The 16,603-nt window shown below is 66.6% G+C and carries 17 protein-coding genes; 4 read left to right on the top strand and 13 right to left on the bottom strand.

Annotation, left to right across the window (positions count from 1 at the left end; translation table 11 throughout):
• Positions 1 to 20: 20 nt before the first annotated feature.
• Positions 21 to 593 (bottom strand): TetR/AcrR family transcriptional regulator, encoded by a 573-nt coding sequence (locus I2456_RS06735; RefSeq protein ID WP_085072828.1) that lies wholly within the window; start codon positions 591 to 593, stop codon positions 21 to 23.
• Positions 590 to 943, bottom strand: coding sequence for a DUF962 domain-containing protein (locus I2456_RS06730; RefSeq protein ID WP_205880197.1), 354 nt, complete (start codon positions 941 to 943; stop codon positions 590 to 592). The genes I2456_RS06735 and I2456_RS06730 overlap by 4 nt, the downstream gene beginning before the upstream one ends.
• Positions 944 to 1,016: 73 nt before the next feature.
• Between I2456_RS06730 and I2456_RS06725 the strand changes: the two genes are divergently transcribed.
• Complete coding sequence (locus I2456_RS06725; protein ID WP_085072827.1) at positions 1,017 to 1,823, top strand: alpha/beta fold hydrolase; 807 nt, start codon at positions 1,017 to 1,019, stop codon at positions 1,821 to 1,823.
• Between the two features lie 99 nt (positions 1,824 to 1,922).
• Here the strand turns inward: I2456_RS06725 and I2456_RS06720 are convergent, their stop codons facing one another.
• The 3 genes from I2456_RS06720 to I2456_RS06710 form a co-directional block, all read right to left on the bottom strand.
• Positions 1,923 to 3,659 (bottom strand): GMC oxidoreductase, encoded by a 1,737-nt coding sequence (locus I2456_RS06720; RefSeq protein ID WP_085072826.1) that lies wholly within the window; start codon positions 3,657 to 3,659, stop codon positions 1,923 to 1,925.
• Entirely contained in the window at positions 3,656 to 5,152 is a 1,497-nt protein-coding gene (locus I2456_RS06715; RefSeq protein WP_085072825.1) for a flavin-containing monooxygenase, read from the bottom strand. The genes I2456_RS06720 and I2456_RS06715 overlap by 4 nt, the downstream gene beginning before the upstream one ends.
• A gap of 80 nt (positions 5,153 to 5,232) precedes the next feature.
• On the bottom strand, positions 5,233 to 6,306 hold the full coding sequence (locus tag I2456_RS06710; protein ID WP_174814165.1) for an AraC family transcriptional regulator: 1,074 nt from the start codon (positions 6,304 to 6,306) through the stop codon (positions 5,233 to 5,235).
• Between the two features lie 27 nt (positions 6,307 to 6,333).
• On the opposite strand from I2456_RS06710, the gene I2456_RS06705 reads away from it, so the two are divergent.
• A complete protein-coding gene (locus I2456_RS06705) occupies positions 6,334 to 6,660 on the top strand; it encodes a DUF1330 domain-containing protein (RefSeq protein ID WP_068029148.1) in 327 nt (108 codons plus the stop codon).
• 40 nt (positions 6,661 to 6,700) lie between these two features.
• On the opposite strand, the gene I2456_RS06700 is transcribed toward I2456_RS06705, so the two are convergent.
• The 5 genes from I2456_RS06700 to I2456_RS06680 all read right to left on the bottom strand — a co-directional run bounded on the left by I2456_RS06700 (position 6,701) and on the right by I2456_RS06680 (position 12,192).
• The gene (locus tag I2456_RS06700; RefSeq protein ID WP_068164543.1) at positions 6,701 to 7,996 is read right to left on the bottom strand and encodes a fatty acid desaturase family protein; all 1,296 of its coding nucleotides are present in this window, start codon (positions 7,994 to 7,996) and stop codon (positions 6,701 to 6,703) included.
• A gap of 86 nt (positions 7,997 to 8,082) precedes the next feature.
• Positions 8,083 to 9,228: a ferredoxin reductase gene (locus I2456_RS06695; RefSeq protein ID WP_085072824.1), complete on the bottom strand. Its 1,146-nt coding sequence runs from the start codon at positions 9,226 to 9,228 to the stop codon at positions 8,083 to 8,085.
• A 156-nt stretch (positions 9,229 to 9,384) separates the two neighbouring features.
• Positions 9,385 to 9,882 (bottom strand): DUF6912 family protein, encoded by a 498-nt coding sequence (locus tag I2456_RS06690; RefSeq protein ID WP_116645876.1) that lies wholly within the window; start codon positions 9,880 to 9,882, stop codon positions 9,385 to 9,387.
• Positions 9,879 to 10,739: a polyphosphate kinase 2 gene (ppk2, locus tag I2456_RS06685; protein ID WP_068164537.1), complete on the bottom strand. Its 861-nt coding sequence runs from the start codon at positions 10,737 to 10,739 to the stop codon at positions 9,879 to 9,881. Before ppk2 ends, I2456_RS06690 begins: the two co-directional genes overlap by 4 nt.
• A 43-nt stretch (positions 10,740 to 10,782) precedes the next feature.
• Entirely contained in the window at positions 10,783 to 12,192 is a 1,410-nt protein-coding gene (locus I2456_RS06680; protein WP_085072823.1) for a WS/DGAT/MGAT family O-acyltransferase, read from the bottom strand.
• Positions 12,193 to 12,391: 199 nt separating this feature from the next.
• Between I2456_RS06680 and I2456_RS06675 the strand changes: the two genes are divergently transcribed.
• Together I2456_RS06675 and I2456_RS06670 are read left to right on the top strand one after the other, a co-directional pair.
• The gene (locus tag I2456_RS06675) at positions 12,392 to 12,916 is read left to right on the top strand and encodes an Rv3235 family protein (protein ID WP_085072822.1); all 525 of its coding nucleotides are present in this window, start codon (positions 12,392 to 12,394) and stop codon (positions 12,914 to 12,916) included.
• Positions 12,917 to 12,954: 38 nt separating this feature from the next.
• Positions 12,955 to 13,419 carry an SRPBCC family protein gene (locus I2456_RS06670; protein ID WP_085072821.1) on the top strand — a complete coding sequence of 155 codons (465 nt, stop codon included), beginning with the start codon at positions 12,955 to 12,957 and terminating at the stop codon, positions 13,417 to 13,419.
• A 6-nt stretch (positions 13,420 to 13,425) separates the two neighbouring features.
• Here the strand turns inward: I2456_RS06670 and mddA are convergent, their stop codons facing one another.
• The 3 genes from mddA to I2456_RS06655 are packed head-to-tail and all read right to left on the bottom strand — an operon-like array spanning position 13,426 to position 16,575.
• Positions 13,426 to 14,193, bottom strand: a complete 768-nt coding sequence (mddA, locus tag I2456_RS06665; RefSeq protein WP_085072841.1) for a methanethiol S-methyltransferase — start codon at positions 14,191 to 14,193, stop codon at positions 13,426 to 13,428.
• A 59-nt stretch (positions 14,194 to 14,252) separates the two neighbouring features.
• The gene (locus I2456_RS06660; protein ID WP_085072820.1) at positions 14,253 to 15,860 is read right to left on the bottom strand and encodes an HD domain-containing phosphohydrolase; all 1,608 of its coding nucleotides are present in this window, start codon (positions 15,858 to 15,860) and stop codon (positions 14,253 to 14,255) included.
• Positions 15,829 to 16,575 (bottom strand): hypothetical protein, encoded by a 747-nt coding sequence (locus I2456_RS06655; protein ID WP_085072840.1) that lies wholly within the window; start codon positions 16,573 to 16,575, stop codon positions 15,829 to 15,831. Before I2456_RS06655 ends, I2456_RS06660 begins: the two co-directional genes overlap by 32 nt.
• Positions 16,576 to 16,603 lie beyond the last annotated feature (28 nt).

Genomic DNA, 16,603 nt, shown 5'->3' with positions numbered 1-16,603 from the left:
GAACGGCGTTACACCGCAAGTCAATGCAGGAAGCGTTTCAGGGCGTCGCGAACGGCCGGAAGCGCCTTGGTTGCTTGGTGTTCGATGAGGGCGGCTTCGGCGACCATGCCCACCCACAACTGCGCGCTTTCGTAGGGGTGTGGGTGTTCGAGCGCGGCGAAGTCGGCGCGGCACAGCTCGGCGTTGGTCTTATTTCGCTTGCCGATCTCACCGGTCACCGCGGGCTCGGCGCGAGCTTCCAGCAGTAACGCGCGCACGCCCCGGTCGCGCAAGCAACCGTCGAGGAAGGCGTTGGCCCCAGTGAGCAGGCGCTCGCGCCCGGGCGGCACGTCGTTGATGGTGTCTTGCACACGCGCGCCCAACCGATCGTGGAATTCGCGGTGCAACGCAAGCAGATACGACGCGCGGTCACCGAAGTGGTGAAAGAAAGTGCCTTTCGCCACGCCGGCGTCCTGCACGATGAGATTGACACTCAACCCGGTGAGACCGGTGCGTTCGGCCAGCCGCAAACCCGCATCGATCAACGCTTCCCGCGTTCTGGCCATGGCCTCCTTGCGCCGACCCGTCGGGGCGGGGGGCGGCGTCGAGGTCATGGGAGGACTCTAGCCCTGCCCCTGCGCGCCGTTCGGCGTTGACTGCGGCGCGCAAGGAGCTGACCGTACTGCTCGCACACGTGGATCAATCCGGTGAGCTGGTAAGTGATCCAGCCCTTGTGCGTCGAGGGCATGTTGTGCTCGAAGAGTCGGTGCCCGGCGATCTGCAGCAGCCAGCCTCCGGCCAACATCGGCACTCCCACCCTGGGCTTGACCACCAACAGGGGCATTCCCGCCAAGATCACCGGCGTGCCGATCATGTGCGTGAGTCGTACACCGCGGCTGCGGTGTTGCGTTCGGTAGTAGGCCATCTTCTCGGAGAACTCGGCGTCGGACGGCGGAACGGTCATTCTTGGCTCCTTGTGATCGGGACGACCGCGATGCTATTTTTGACCGACCGGACGGTCAATGAAAGGAAGTGCGATGGTCGAGAGGGTCCCGACCCGGGTCGGCGAGGTGGCCTACAGCGATTGCGGAGCGGGCCCGGTGGTCGTGTTGCTGCACGCGACGATGCATGACCGTCACGATTTCGACGCGATCGCGTCGAGGCTCGTCTATGACCATCGCGTCATCGCGGTGGACTGGCCGGGCCACGGCGACTCGCCTCCCCCGTCACCGAATTACCGACCTACCGCAGCCTCGTTTGCCGACGTTCTCGCCGATTTCGTTGCAGCACTGGACCTTCCACCAGCAGCCTTCATCGGAAATTCCGTCGGCGGCTTCGCCGCGGCGCGCTTGGCGATCACCGAACCGCAGCGGGTTTCGCGGTTGGTGTTGGTCAACTCGGGCGGTTTCATCACCAGTCCCGCCAGCAAGCTGTACTGCCGCGCGCTGGGAACGCCGGTAGTGATGAGACGAATCCTGCCGCGGTTCGTCCGCAGTTATCTGAAGGCGACCAGCGACAACGATCGCCTGGTGCAGGAGCGGACACTGGCCCGCGCACGTACCGGCGAGGGGGTCGAACTCACGGCCGCATTGTGGCGCAGTTTCGCCTCACCCGAGTACGACCTACGCGCGGACGCAGCGCGCATCACCGCGCCGTGCCTGATCGTGTGGGGCTCGCACGATACGGCCATTCCCTTACGATTCGGCCGACTCACAGCGGCCAGGATTCCCGGGTCGCGGTTGCAGACGTTGCCGACGGGCCATGTGCCGTTCTCGTCGGACCCCGACGGGTTCCTCTCGATCGTCGAACCGTTCCTGGTTACTGCCATGGGGCGGCCCCAGTGACCGCTATGAGAGTGCACTGACGGCTTTGAGTGTGCGCTCACAGCGGGAAGTAGGCGAAAACCCTGCCCTGGCTTCACCCTCGACGCCGCCACCGCACACTCAACCGAACAACCTGACGACCCGGCCGTCGAACGACCCGTCGGTGCGACGCAACGCCCCCGGCGCGCCCACCGGGACGGCCGGATTGTTCGGGGCGACCGGGGCGACGCGGACATAGGACGAGCCCAGCGGCGGCCGCGGATCCGCCTCGCCCTTGTTCGGCCACAGCGACGTGGCGCGCTCGGCCAGCGCAGTGATGGTGAGCGACGGGTTCACGCCCAGATTCGCGGTGATCGTGGAGCCGTCGATGACATGCAGCCCCGGATGGCCATGCATCCGGTGGTAGGGGTCCACGACGCCGTCGGCGGGCGTTTCGCCGATCACGCAGCCGCCGATGAAGTGTCCGGTCATCGGGATGTCGGCCAGGTCGGCCCAGGCGCCGCCGGCGATACCGTCCATGTGCTCAGCCGCACGCCGGGCTACCTCGTGGCCGACCGGAATCCAGGTCGGGTTCGGCTCCCCCACGCCTTGCCGGGTGACCATGCGTCGCCCGAACAGCCAGCGCCGGGTGAAGGTGGTCAGCGAGTTGTCGTGGGTCTGCATCACCAGCAGCGGAATGGTCTGCTCCGACCACCGCTTGGGGTTCAGCAGGCGGCGCAAATCCCGGCGTTGCCGCACGAATTCCTTCATCCCGGTCCGCCACCGCCGTCTGCCGTCCAGACTGTCGACCAGCACGGTGCCCAGCAGCCCCATCAGGTTGGAATCGTGGCCGTATCGGCAGGGCTCCACGTGGGTGTGCTCATCGGGGTGGATGGACGACGTGATGGCCACGCCTTCGGAATAGTCGACGTCGTCGCTGCGCGCCCGCACGGCCAGGATCGCCTCGGAGTTGGTCCGGGACAGCTCCCCCAGCCGCGGCGAAACGTGCGGCAGGCTGCCCCGGTCGCGCAGCCGGTGCAGTAGCCGCTGGGTGCCCAGCGCGGCGGCCGAGAACACCACCTGCTCCGCGGTGAAGGTGCGACGGCTCCGACGCAGCTTGCTGCCGGTACGGCGGGTGACCACGTCATACCCGCCCCCAACATGGGGCCGAACGTCGATAACCGTGGTCAGCGGATGAACCGTCGCGCCGAGCTTCTCCGCCAAGTAGAGATAGTTCTTGACCAGCGTGTTCTTGGCATTGTGCCGACACCCCGTCATGCATTCGCCGCAGTGGCGACACGCGTTGCGCTCGGGTCCCGCACCGCCGAAATACGGGTCACCGACCGCAGCGCCCGGGGCGGCCGGACTGCCGTCGGCGCCGGTGAAGCACACGCCGACCTGGGTGGCGTGAAAGGTATCCGCGACGCCGAGGTCGGTGGCCACTTGCAGCAAGACCTTGTCCGAGGGCGTCGTTCGCGGATAGGTCTCGACGCCGAGCATCCGCTTGGCCTGGTCGTAGCAGGGTACGAGCTCGTCTTTCCAGTCGGTGATGCCGCTCCACAGCGGGTCGGCGTAGAAGGGGTCGCCGGGCTCGTACAGCGTGTTGGCGTAGACGAGCGAGCCACCACCCACCCCGGCGCCGCTGAGCACCACGGCATCGGAGAGGACGTCGATGCGCTGGATCCCGTAGCAGCCGACCGACGGCTTGAAGAGGTAGTCCCGGACGTGCCAGCTGTTCTTTGCGAAGTCCTGATCGCCGAACCGTCGGCCCGCCTCGAGTACACCGACGCGATGGCCCTTCTCGCTGAGCCGCAGTGCGGTGACGCTGCCGCCGAAGCCGGACCCGATGACGAGCACGTCGTAGTCGAAAGCGCTCACGCGCTGACCTCCTGCGTTTCTTTCGCGGGCAGCACTTCGTGGTAGTCCTCGAGGGCCGCGACGCGGGTGCGGCGCTGGTATTCGTGGACCAGCCCGGGCCAGTTGGTGGTGACCCGGCCCGACGCGGTGCGATACCAGGACTGGCAGGTTGTCCAGACGCCGCTGTCCAGCCGGGACTGGATCGCCGCGTCGTAGGACTGTTCGACGTCGCGGCGCACCTCGAACGCGCGGGCCACACCGCCGCGGGCCAGCTCCTCGGTGATCTGACGGATGTAGCGGGCCTGCTGCTCCATCATCAAGATGATCGAGCTGCTCCCCAGGTTGGTGTTGGGGCCATAGATCAAGAACATGTTGGGGAAGCCGGGCACGGCCATGCCCAGGTGGGCGCGGGCACCGTCGGCCCACTCGGTGTGCAGGTCGCGCTCGTCGCGGCCGGTGACGGTCATCGGGGCGAGGAACTCGGTGGCCTTGAACCCGGTGCCGTAGATGATGACGTCTACTTCGTGCAGCCGGCCGTCCGCGGTACGCACACCGGTCGTGGTGACCTCGGTGATGGCGTCGGTCTCGACGTCGACATTGTCCTGGGCCAGCGCCGGATACCACTCGCTGCTGAAGAGCACCCGCTTGCAGCCGATCGGGTAATCGGGTGTGAGCTTGGCGCGCAGCACCGGATCCTTGATGTGGCGCTTGAGATTTGACGACGCAAGGCCTTGCAGCACCCGGGCCAGGGGCGCCGCCTTGGTCAGCGCGAAGCCCAGCAGCTCGGTCGTCTCCCAGATGGCGCCGCGCATCGCCGCGGCGAAGCCGGGAACCTTCTGGAATGCGGCGTGGTGGGTGTCGGTGTAGGCGCGATCCAGCTTCGGCACGACGTAGGGTGCGGAGCGCTGAAAGACGGTGACCCGTGCCGCGGTCTGGCGAATACGCGGGACGAACTGAATCGCCGACGCGCCGGTACCCAGCACCGCGACGCGCTTGCCGGCCAGGTCGACGTCGTGGCGCCACTGCGCGGAGTGGAACGACGGGCCGGTGAACGTGTCGAGTCCGGCGATGTTCGGCAGTGCCGGGCGGGACAACTGCCCGACTGCGGGCACCAGGACATCGGCCTCGAGGACTTCCCCGCTCGCGGTCGTCACCTGCCAGGTGGCGCTGCCGTCGTCGTAAGCGGCCGAGGTGACCTCGACCCCCGTCCGCACCAAGTCACGCAGGCCGAACCGCTCGGCGGTGTGCTGGATGTAGCCCAGGATGTCGGGTTGCTCGGCGTAACGCCGGCCCCAGTCGGTCTTTCGGGCAAACGAGTACGAGTACAGGTTCGACGGGACGTCGCAGGCGGCACCGGGATAGGTGTTCTCCCGCCAGACGCCGCCGATGTCACCGGCTTTCTCCAGCACCGTCACGTCGGCCAGACCGTCTCGGGAGAGCTCGTAGGCGGCGGCCAAGCCACCGAAACCGGCGCCGATCACCAGCACACGCGGACGACGAGTAGTCGAAGTCATAGGAAAAAATTACGAGCGCGCACCGCCTTGTCGGCAGCCGATTGCGGACGCCAAATCCATAATCGCGGCCAAACTGGCCGTCACACCGCCAACGACCGGCCGCGGGGCGCCGCCGCCCGCTGATAGCGGGCCGGAGTCGTGCCCGTCCACCGCTTGAACGCGGCGATGAAGCTCGTCGCCTCGGCATAACCCAGCCGCAGCGCGACGTCTTCCACCGAGAGTGCACCGGTCGCCAACAGCTCCTCGGCGAGGAACCGGTGGACTTCCTCGACCAGGTCCCGGAAGGTGGTGTTCTCCTCGACCAGACGCCGCCGCAACGTCCGCTCGCTCATCGCCAACTGCCGCGCCACGCTGGCGATCGTGTGCGGCTTCCCGTCGATCGATGCCAACCGCTCCCGCACGCGCCGGGCTACCCCGGTCCGCTGTCGACGGCGTTCCAGCAGGGCGTCGCATTGCTGCTCGCAGATGCTCACGCTCAGCTCGCTGGCCTGAGGTAACCGGCTTTCCAGCAGCGCGGCCGGCCAACAGGCCACGTTGGCGGGTGCGTCGTAACGCGGCGTCACGCCGAACGCCGCACGGGCCGCGGCATCACCCGAGGACGGCTGCGCACCCGCGAACTCGATGGCCGTGAACGGAATAGGACTGCCCAGCAACTCCGACATCACTCGGGCGACCGCCGCCAGGTCACGGCGCACCAGGAAGTCGGCAACCGGACCGGTCAGGTCGGGTAGATCGAGCCGCAACGCCGCCACTGGTCCGTCCACGGTGACACTGGGCAGACAGAATCCATAGCTGAGTTCATAGAACCGGGCGGCAAAACGCACCGCATCGCCCAGCGTCGAACTCGTCAGGCAGGCGAAACCGAAGATGCCGAACGATCCGACGTAATAACTGCCGCCCACCCGCACACCCAGGTCGGCGGCACCGGTCTCCTTACCCAAAAGTGTCACCAGATTCGTCACGACAGCCAGCTCTTGGCGCCCGACGATCATCCGGTTGGGGTCGCGCAGGTCGGCCTCGGACAAACCCGACCCGCTGAGCAGCTCGGAGACGGCAAGCCCGTTGGCGCAACCGAATTCGGTCATCAACGCGACGCTTCCGGTGTTGCGTGGGAAGTCCCAGTGCGACACCTGCTGTCCGGCAAAGACCTGCACGTGTCCCAGTATGTAGCGTGAGCGGCCGTGACCGTTTATGCCTTGAACTTGTTCGACGTGGCCGACCGAGCCGAATACACGCAGTACGCGCGGCAGGCGCCCGCGCAAGTGAACGCACACGGTGGTCGCGTCGTTGCGCTGGGGCAGTTCAGCGAAGCGGTAACCGGCGACATCGCGCCGCGGCAGGTGTTGATCCTGGTCGAGTGGGAGTCCCGGGAGGCCTTCGACGCCTATCGCAGCGACCCGCAACTGGCAGACCTGCACCCGCACCGCGAACAAGGCTCGTCCAACTACGTCTGGCACCTGTTCGACCGGTTGGAGGACTTGCGTCCCGTTCTACAGAGTCCGACGTAGGACCTGAACCGCTCGGTGATCGGGGGCGTCGCAACGCCGATCAGGCCGCCAAGTCCTCGGCGTCGCTGATCATCTGTTCGGCCTGCTTGGCGGCCCGTTTATCGCGCCGCCAACCCCGCACAGTGGCAATGGCGGTCCGCAGCCCGCGGCGGCGCCCGGTGGCCGGGTCGGTGCCGGCGAAACCCGGCTCCAGCTCGGCGAACATCCGCTCGCTACGGGTCTCCGGCGCGTTGTCGGCATCGTCGCGCAGGTACTTGTTCGGCAGCGACAGCTTGGCGAGCGTGCGCCACGTCTTGCCGTACTGCATCAGGAAAGAGCCCGTGGTGTAAGGCAAGTCGTACTTGTCGCACACCTCCCGCACGCGCAGCGAAATCTCGTGCAGCCGGTTGCTCGGCAGGTCGGGATACAGGTGGTGCTCGATCTGGTGGCACAGATTGCCGCTCATGAACCGCAGGGCGGGTCCGGCCTCGAAGTTGGCGCTGCCCAGCATCTGGCGCAGGTACCACTGCCCCTTGGTCTCGCCGATCATGTCGGTCTTGGTGAATTTCTCTGCGCCGTCGGGAAAGTGGCCGCAGAAGATGACGGCGTTGGCCCACACGTTGCGGATGATGTTGGCCAGGGCGTTGGCCTTCATCGTGGACGCGTAGGTGGCGCCCGGCGACAGCGAGGTCAGCGCCGGGAATGCGACGTAGTCCTTGAAGAGCTGTTGACCGGCCTTGGCCAGGAACTCGTCGATCTTCTCCCGGGCCTCGTTGTGGTCCATCCGGTTCTTGACCAGCTTGCCGATTTCCACGTGCTGCAGGCCAACGCCCCATTCGAACAGGAGCGCGAGCAACGTGTTGTACACCAGATTGAAGGCGTTGAATCGCTTCCAGCGCTGGTCGCGGGTGACGCGCAGCAGACCGTAGCCGACGTCGTCGTCCATCCCGAGGATGTTGGTGTACTTGTGATGCACGAAATTGTGTGTGTAGCGCCAGTGCTTGGACGATCCGCTCATGTCCCACTCCCAGGTCGAGGAGTGAATTTCCGGGTCGTTCATCCAGTCCCACTGGCCGTGCATCACGTTGTGGCCGATCTCCATGTTCTCGATGATCTTGGCCACACCGAGCGTCACGGCGCCTGCCCACCAGGCCGAGCGCCGTGAGCTGGCGGCCAGGATCAACCGGCCACCCACTTCCAGGGCGCGTTGTGCGGCGATGGTGCGGCGGATGTAGCGGGCATCGCGCTCGCCACGAGAGTCTTCAATGTCCTGGCGAATGGCGTCCAGCTCAACTGCCAGGTTTTCGATGTCAGCGTCCGTCAGATGCGCGAACACTTCGACGTCGGTGATAGCCATCGGCTTGCCTCCCTACGGTCATGCAATCGGTGACCTTGTACCTACGCCATCGTAACCTACGAAGCCGTAAGTTACCAGTGGGTAGCTTAAATGTTCACGACACAGTCACCCGACGCGGCGGTCACACACGTCTGGACGCGGCTGCCGGGGTCGTGCTCTCGGCCGGTGCGCAGGTCACGGACATGACCATCGACCAGCTCCACCACGCATGACTGGCATATACCCATTCGGCAGCCGAATGGCATCTGAACACCGGCATTTTCACCGGCGTCCATCACCGATGTGGCCGCGTCGGCGGATACGCTCTTGCCGCTGCGCGCGAAGGTGACCGTCCCGCCGGCTCCGGCGGGCGCGGCCTTGGACACCGCGAACCGCTCGAGGTGTAGGCGATCGCCGATGCCCGCCGCGGACCACACCTTCTCGGCCTGGTTGAGCATGGCTTCGGGCCCACAGGCCCAGGTCTGACGGTCGCGCCAGTCGGGCACGGCCTCGTCGAGGCGGGACAGGTCCAGCCGGCCCTGGGCACGCGTTTCACGCAACGACAGGCGATAGCCGGGGTGTTCGTCGGCCAGCTCGGTCAGCTCGGCGCGGAACATCACGTCTGAGGCCGTGGGCGCCGAATGCAGGTGCTCGATGTCGGTGATCTGGTCGCGACGGGCCAGGGTGCGCAGCATCGACATGATGGGCGTGATGCCCGAGCCTGCGGTCAGGAACAGGATGGACGACGGCGCCGGATCGGGCAGCACGAAGTTGCCCTGCGGTGCGGCCAGCCGCACGATGGTGCCCGGTTCGACGCCGGCCACCAGGTGGCCGGACAGGAAGCCTTCCGGCATCGCCTTGACGGTGATGGTGATCGTCCGCGTCGCGCCGGAGGTTGCGGCCGGGCTCGAGGTCAGCGAGTAGGACCGCCAGCGCCACCGTCCCTCGACCAGCAGGCCGATCCCGATGTACTGGCCCGGCTGATAGTCGAAGCTGAAGCCCCAGCCCGGCTTGATGACCAACGTGGCGGAGTCTTCGGTCTCCCGGCGCACCTGCAGGATGCGGCCGCGCAGTTCCCGCGCGGACCACAGCGGGTTGGCCAGATGCAGATAGTCGTCCGGCAACAGCGGGGTGGTGATGCGCGAGGCGATTTTGCGCAGTGCATGCCAGCCGGGGTGCGTCTGACCTTCCACGATCGTGGGACGCGTGGTGTCGACGACGTTTCCGGTGATCGACGCGTTTCTCTTGCCCATAGGAAGCTCCTGCTCGGTTGCGGCCCTCAGCTTCCGCTGCGTTGACAGCGATTTCCCGCCCGTCCAATAAAGCTACGGTACCGTAGGTTACTGGCCCGTATCCATAGCTGAGCGTGCAGAATGCGTCACACCGCGCTGACGACAAAGATTCCCGGTCTACAGCAGCTCAAGCAGAAAAGGCAGTTCCTGGTTGGCGTACCAGGCCAGATCGTGGTCTTGGGCGTCACCGACGACGAGCTCGGCATCCTCGTCCCCGAGATCGGCGGAATCGATGACTTCGATCGCAGCCCTGATGTCGGTTTCGGCGGCGACGTTGTCGACGTACGCCGCGATCACGTGATCCATTGCCACGGGTCCGGCCAGTCGGACGACGGCGTCGTCCAAGTCGGGGCGGTACGTCGCGTCGTCCACCTCGGCGGCCAGCACTGCCCGCCGGGGCGGCAGTGCACTGTCGTCGGCGGCCAGCAGGCGTAGCGAGGCCAGTGCCGCCTCGCGCAGTGCCACCTCGGCGAGTTCGTCGTCGTCACCCTCGGCGTAGGACTCGCGCAAGGTGGGGGTCACGGCGAAGGCGGTGCCGTTGACCGGCCATAGCGAACCCTCGGCGACGAGTTGCTGCAACATGGCCAGCGTTGCCGGGATGTAGACCTGCATCACCACAGTGTGGACGCGTAGTCGTCGACGTATGTCGACAGCTCACGGGGAGGTCGCTGATAGGTGCTGCTGACCACCGGCCGTTCGGGCAGTTCCACTTTCGGCCGTTCCACCTCGCGGTAGTCGATGCTGGACAGCAGGTGCGCCATCATGTTCAGTCGCGCGTGTTTCTTGATGTCGGATTCCACGACATACCAAGGACTGCTCGGTGTGTCGGTGTGCACCATCATTTCGTCCTTGGCCCGCGAATAGTCCTCCCACCGATACACCGATTCCAGGTCCATGGGGCTCAGCTTCCATTGCCGGACCGGATCGTTGAGACGGGCCTTGAAACGCCGCAGCTGCTCGCCCTCGGACACGGAGAACCAGTACTTGCGCAACAGGATTCCGTCGTCGATGAGCATCTGCTCGAAGATCGGCGTCTGGCGCAGGAACAAGACATACTCTTGCGGCGTACAGAATCCCATGACTCGTTCCACCCCGGCCCGGTTGTACCAGGACCGATCGAACAGCACCATCTCGCCTTTGGCGGGCAGATGGGCGATGTAACGCTGGTAGTACCACTGTCCGCGCTCCCGCTCGGTGGGTGCGGGCAACGCGGCGACGTGAGCGATTCGCGGGCTGAGATATTCGGTGATCCGTTTGATGGCGCCGCCCTTGCCCGCCGCATCGCGGCCCTCGAAGATGACGACGACCCGCGCGCCGGACTGCCGCACCCACTCCTGCAGCTTCACGAATTCCGTTTGCAGCCGGAATAATTCGGCTTCATAGACGTCGTCGGGAATCTTGCGCACGTTCGGCCCGCCGGCCTTGTTCTTCGCCTTGCCGGTGGCGTGGTCGCCGTTGCTGGGGGTGCTCACATCAACGGATGTTATATGCCCGCAGCGATTTCGAACGCCCGGACTACCGCGAGACTTCGAGCAGCTCTTCCAGTGCCTGATTCAGCAGTGCCGGCAACATGTCGACATCGCTCATGGCGTCCCGGTCGGCGTTGATTCCGTAGTACAACATGCCGTTGTAGGAGGTGACACTGATCGCCAACGCCTGGTTCTGCAGCAACGGCGGCACCGCATAGGTCTCCAGCAACTTGGTGCCGGCGATGTACATCTGCGACTGCGCGCCAGGAGCATTGGTGATCAGCAGGTTGAACAGTCGCGCCGAATACGTTGTCGCCACCCGGATCCCCATCGCGTGCAGAGTGGGTGGCGCGAACCCCGACAGCGTCACGATGGTTCTGGCGTCGACCCGGCTGCCCGCCGTCGGGTGGGATTCGGTGGCGTGGGCGATCTGCGAAAGCCGTATCACCGCATTGCCTTCCCCCACCGGGAGGTCGATCAGGAACGGGGTCACCTGACTGATCGCCTGACCGGGTCCGGTGGCGTCCAGCGGGTCGTCGGCGTACACCGACAGCGGGGCCATCGCCCGCACCGTGGTCGCCATCCCGACCGCTTCGCCGCGAGACATCAGCCAGTTGCTCAACGCCCCGGCGATCACGGCCAGCACCACGTCGTTGACGTCGCAGTCGTAGCGGGCGCGGACCGTCCGGTAATCCTCCAGCCGGCCACGAGCCACGGTGAACCGGCGATTGCGCGACACGGTGGCGTTGAGCGGACTGCTGGGGGCCGTACCGCGCGCCACCGTGCGGGCGACATCGAGGAACCGCCGTCCGGTGTCGACGAGCTGACCGTAGTTGGTGGCCGCCCCGGCCACCGCCGAGCCGACGGCCTGTAATTGCGCACCGGGCCCGACGATCCAGTCACCGATCGCGCCCAGGACCAGCCGGGTGTTGCCGGGGTCGCGTTCCGGGACCCAGATGTCTTCGGGGAACGCCGGTGGCCGCCGGGTGCGATCGGCGATCACGTGCCCGATTTCCAGCGCGGACATGCCGTTGATCAAGGCTTGGTGGGACTTGGTGTAGAGCGCGATGCGGTTCTTGGCCAGACCCTCGACGAGATACATCTCCCACAGCGGCCGCGATTTATCCAGCGGCCGTGCGGCCAGGCGGGCGATCAGTTCGTGCAGTTGTTCGTCGGTGCCCGGTGACGGCAGCGCCGAACGCCGGACGTGGTAGGTGATGTCGAAGTCCGGGTCGTCCAGCCACACCGGGCGGGCCATGCCGAACCGCACTTCGCGCACCTTCTGGCGGTAGCGCGGAATCTGCGGTAGCCGCTGTTCCACGGTGGCCAGCAGCGTCTCGTAGCTCAAGCCGGCGCGCGGGCGGCGCAGGATGGACAGCGACCCGACGTACATCGGGGTGGCAGTGTTCTCCAACCGATAGAAGGACGTGTCGGCCGGGGACAACCGAGTCACCATTGCGGCCGCGTCCTCCTGTCACTGCGCCCGTAATTCGGCGGCTGGCCGGATGTGGTTTTCCGCCCACCGTAACGGCAGATGGGCGGTCGCGATGGCGCGGGTACGCCACCGCGAAATTTGTGCCATGATGGCCGGCATCTGAAGATGGTCTGCCACTCTCCAGCAGGCTTGCGTTGCACCATGAGCTGGAGAGTGCCCGTTGAGCGTCAGTCCTATTGTCTCCCACCGTGACACCTTCGCCGTGCGGCCGGTGGTCGACTATGAACCCCCGACCTCAAGCGTTCCGCGCTGCCGACAATCGGCGTTGCGTCCAAGCCCTCGGGTGCCGCACCGGCCGCCTGGTGACGGCGGCGCGGGGCCCGTCGCCGCGCCGTCCCCGACGACCTCGCTGCCGATGCGACATGCCGGAACCTTCGCCGACGCCGCGTTGCGCCGAGTGCTGGAAGTCATCGACCGGCGCCGCCCGGCGGCGCAGTTGGGTTGCCTGCTGACACCGGCCCTGCTCGACTCGGTGGTTTCGGTCAGTCGTGCGCTGGGCCCGCCCCAGGGCGCGGCGGTGCTGCGGCGGATGCGTCTGCAGCCTGTGGTGGCACAGCCGCTCGCGGCCGAGGTCTTCGGGACCTACAGCCGCGGACAGCGCATCCATGCGATCGCCTGCCGGGTGGAGCAGGTGACGGTCGGCGACGCGGCCCGCTGGCTGGTCGTCGCCCTGCACATTGGCTGATTGAGGGCTGACGAACTCACGGCGGCTAGATTGGCCGGATGGACGGGAACACAGTCAGCGTCGAGCGCGTCATCGATGCCTCCCCCGAGCGGATCTTCGCGTTGCTGGCCGACGCCGGGCGACATGTGCTCTTCGACGGCTCGGAATCGCTGAACCGGGCCACGCAGCATTCGGTGCCCCTGGCGCAGGGCACCAAATTCGGGATGGCGATGCGGGGTCGGCGGGAGACGCTGTTTCTGCCCTACCGCACCGTCAACACCGTCATCGAGTTCGAACCCGACCGCCGCATCGCCTGGCAGACCTTCGGCGCGGGCGGTCTGGTCGGCGGCCGCATCTGGCGCTATGAGCTGAGCCCGGTCGATGGCGGCACATTGGTGCGCGAGACCTGGGACGTGTCCCGCGACAAGCAGCGGTGGCTGATCACTCGCGGCACCATGCCTGAACAGACTGAAGACGGGATGCGGGCCACGCTGGACCGAATCGCCCGGCTGGTCGCGGACTAGCCCGGACTAGCCCGAAACCTGCTCTCGCCCAAAGGGTTCGCCCCGATGCGGGCGTGGTATGGGTAGCAGCATGGGCACCTCGCGACGGTAGGCGCGGTACTCATCGCCCAGTGCGGCCACCAGGTCGTGCTCCTCGAGCTGCAGCGCCACCAGGATGTAGGCCGTGGTGGCGCCGGAGAACAGTAAATGCCCTGCCGTCATCGTCGGCGTGGCCCAGAAGGCGATGACGAAACCGAGCATCAACGGGTGGCGAACGAGTCGGTAGAACAGGTTGCTGCGGAATTCGACTTCGGTGTAGGGCTCTTTGCGCCAGGCCAGATAGACCTGCCGCAAGCCGAACAGGTCGAAGTGGTTGATCATGAACGTGCTCAAGAACACGATCGCCCAGCCGAGCCAGAACAGCGCCCACAGCGCCCAACGAGCGACGGGCTGACGCACGTCCCAGATCGCTGCCGGCATCGAGCGCCACTGCCAATACATCAGCAGCAGCGCAAGACTGGACAGCAAGACATAAGTACTGCGCTCAATTGCCTGCGGCACGAACCGCATCCACCATCTCTTGAACGCCGGGCGCGCCATGACGCTGTGCTGAATGGCGAAGACCGCCAGCAACCCCATGTTGATCAACACCGCCGGCCACAGCGGCGCGGCGACGCCAAGATCGATGCTGCGTGGCACCACAAAGTTTCCCACGAAACCGATCGCGTACAAGAAAGCCACCAGGAAGACGGCGTAACTTGCGACGCCGTATCCGATTGTCAGGTACCGCTTCATGAGCTGATTGTGCGCTTCCGAGGTCCCCGCGTACATGGGTTATCTGCCTCAATTTGGCGTTAGCTGCTGACCAGCCCGTGCCGAAGCGCGTACATGCTGGCGCCGATACGATTGGAAACGCCGATCTTGGCGTAGGTGCGCTCCACGTGGTTGCGGGCGGTCTTCTCGCTGATGACCAACTGCGCGGCGATGTCTTTGTTGGACGCACCCCGGGCGACCAGGCACAGCACCTCGACCTCGCGGGGGGTCAGCCCGTCCGGACGCGCCTTGGGCCGCTGGTCGCGATGCCCGGCGGCGTGCAGCACCGCCTCGGCGGCGACGGCGTCGAGTTCGCCGGCCTGGACGCGGCCCTGAAGCCGACGGGCCGCCGACTGCGGTGTCAGCTCGTCCCGGTATGGCCTTGGCTCGCAGGCGGATTGGTAACTGACCGCTGCCGCCAGTATTCGGTCCGGGAGCCCCAGTGCGGTACCGGTGAGTCCGCGGGGATATCCCGACCCGTCCAGGCACTCGTGATGGTTACCGGCCACCTCGGCGACCTGCCGCAGCGCGGGAACCTGTTTGAGGATCCGCACGGTGAAATACGGGTGCAGCCGTATCCGTTCGAAGTCTGCCGCGCTCAACGCATTTGGGCTGGACCAGATGTGGTTGGACACACCGATGCGGCCGAGGTCGTGCACGTGACCGGCACGCCGGGTCAACGCGGCCGCCTCGGCGTCCAATCCGGCAGCCAGCGCGGCGCTGCCCGCAAGCTGCGCGACGGCCCGCGAATGCCCCAGCGTGAATGGGCATTTCAGGTCGACGAAGTCACCCAGCGCAATCAGCAGCGCGTCGAGCGTCTGCTCGTCCACCCGCTGACGATCGGGTGCCGCGCGCAGGGCCGCCGCCCACGCGTCGCCGGTGAGCGGTCCGGCCAGTATCGCCTCGGCATCAGCCAGGAAGGCATCGGCCACGACGGGATCGAACTGTCCCCCCCGCCGGGAGCGCACCATCGCCATCGCGCCCGCGCTGCCGTAGGTGCGGTGGTGCACCTCTGCCAGTTCGGCAAGCTGGGCGACTCGCATCTGAATGGGGATGTCCTCAGCGCGGGCGCCGCTGGGCAGGCCGCCGCCGTCGTAACGTTCGAACGCGAAGCCCAGCGCCGCCTGCACGTCGGGGCCCAGGCCCATCCGGTCGGCCAGCAGCGCCGCAGAGGTGCAGTGCGAGTGGATCATTCGGGAGAGTTGGCCGCGCGCGTCGACGAACAGCGCGGTCATGATGCTCAGTCGGTTCAGCAGCGGCTGACCGCGCCCGACGTTTCCGATCAGGAATCGCCAGTACGGCAGACCGGCCCAGTCGACCAGATAGGAGTCGTGGCGGACCGCGATGTCGTCGCCGAACCAGCGCGCATATTCATGAGAGTCGGCGTGACAGCCGATCCACATGATCAGCGTCGTGTAGTACACGCAGTCGCGCTGCTGTTTGGTCAGGCCCAACCGATCGGCGAGCCGGGTGGCGATCAGCGCGGCCCGCAGCATGTGTTCGGCGGGCTGGCCCAGGCCCAGGTCGATCGCCACCGACAGCGCGGCGAGCAGCTCCGCGCGGGTCGGTAGTTCGGGGGCCTCGGCAGCGGCGGGCACGACCCTATTGTGCGGCCGGTCAGCTGAACGAGACAGTGCGATGGACGCCATGGTGACGATCCGCGTCGAAATTCTCGAAGTGTCCCGAGCCCACGACGAACAACCCCCGCTGCGGCGGACGGAAGCCGGCGAGCTGGGCTTGGTCGGGCAGCGGCCCGACGGGACCGAGGTCCGTGCCAGCCAGCACGGCCCGCGACCGCGACACCGCCCACACCTGCCTGGGCGCAATCATGAAGCGCTGGCCGTTGGGAGCGGTTCCGGCCAGCCGGAGCTGGCCGGCGTGCAGCGTTACACCGGCCGCTCGGCCCAGCGCGCCCAGCACCGTCCGATTGGTCCACGCTCCGGCGGGCAACCTGCGGCCGATGGCGCTCATCATCCGGGTGGCCGGCGTCGCGCGCAGGTCGATTTCCCACTCCAGCAGGCCGGTGATCCCGACGAACAGGGACCACGGCGTCACCCAGGCGATGTCGATCTCGCACTGCACGGCGGCGTTGGTGGTGACCGTGCTGAAGTAGCGAGAGCAGCTCTGCGGGCCCGGGGTGGTCGCGTAGAAGGTCCACCGGCCGTTCGGGTCGCGATGCCACACCGACCGGTAGGCGGGTGCGAAGGTCGCGGCGGGAAAGTGCCGCAGTGCAAGATAATTGCCGTTGGCAAAGGGCAGGCCCATGACACCGAAGCCGACGAATCGTTCGTCGTCTCCGGCGGGGAGGGTCGGGTTCTGCAGGACCGCCGTGGCGGCGTCGAGGGGGGTGCGGTATTTGGTCATGCACGAATGTTGCGCGTCGCCGCGTGGA

Origin of the sequence: Mycobacterium kubicae (assembly GCF_015689175.1) — a bacterium.
GTDB classification, from domain to species: Bacteria; Actinomycetota; Actinomycetes; order Mycobacteriales; family Mycobacteriaceae; genus Mycobacterium; species Mycobacterium kubicae.
The sequence above is the reverse complement of the archived record's forward strand: the minus strand, read 5'-3'. Positions and strand labels throughout refer to the sequence as shown.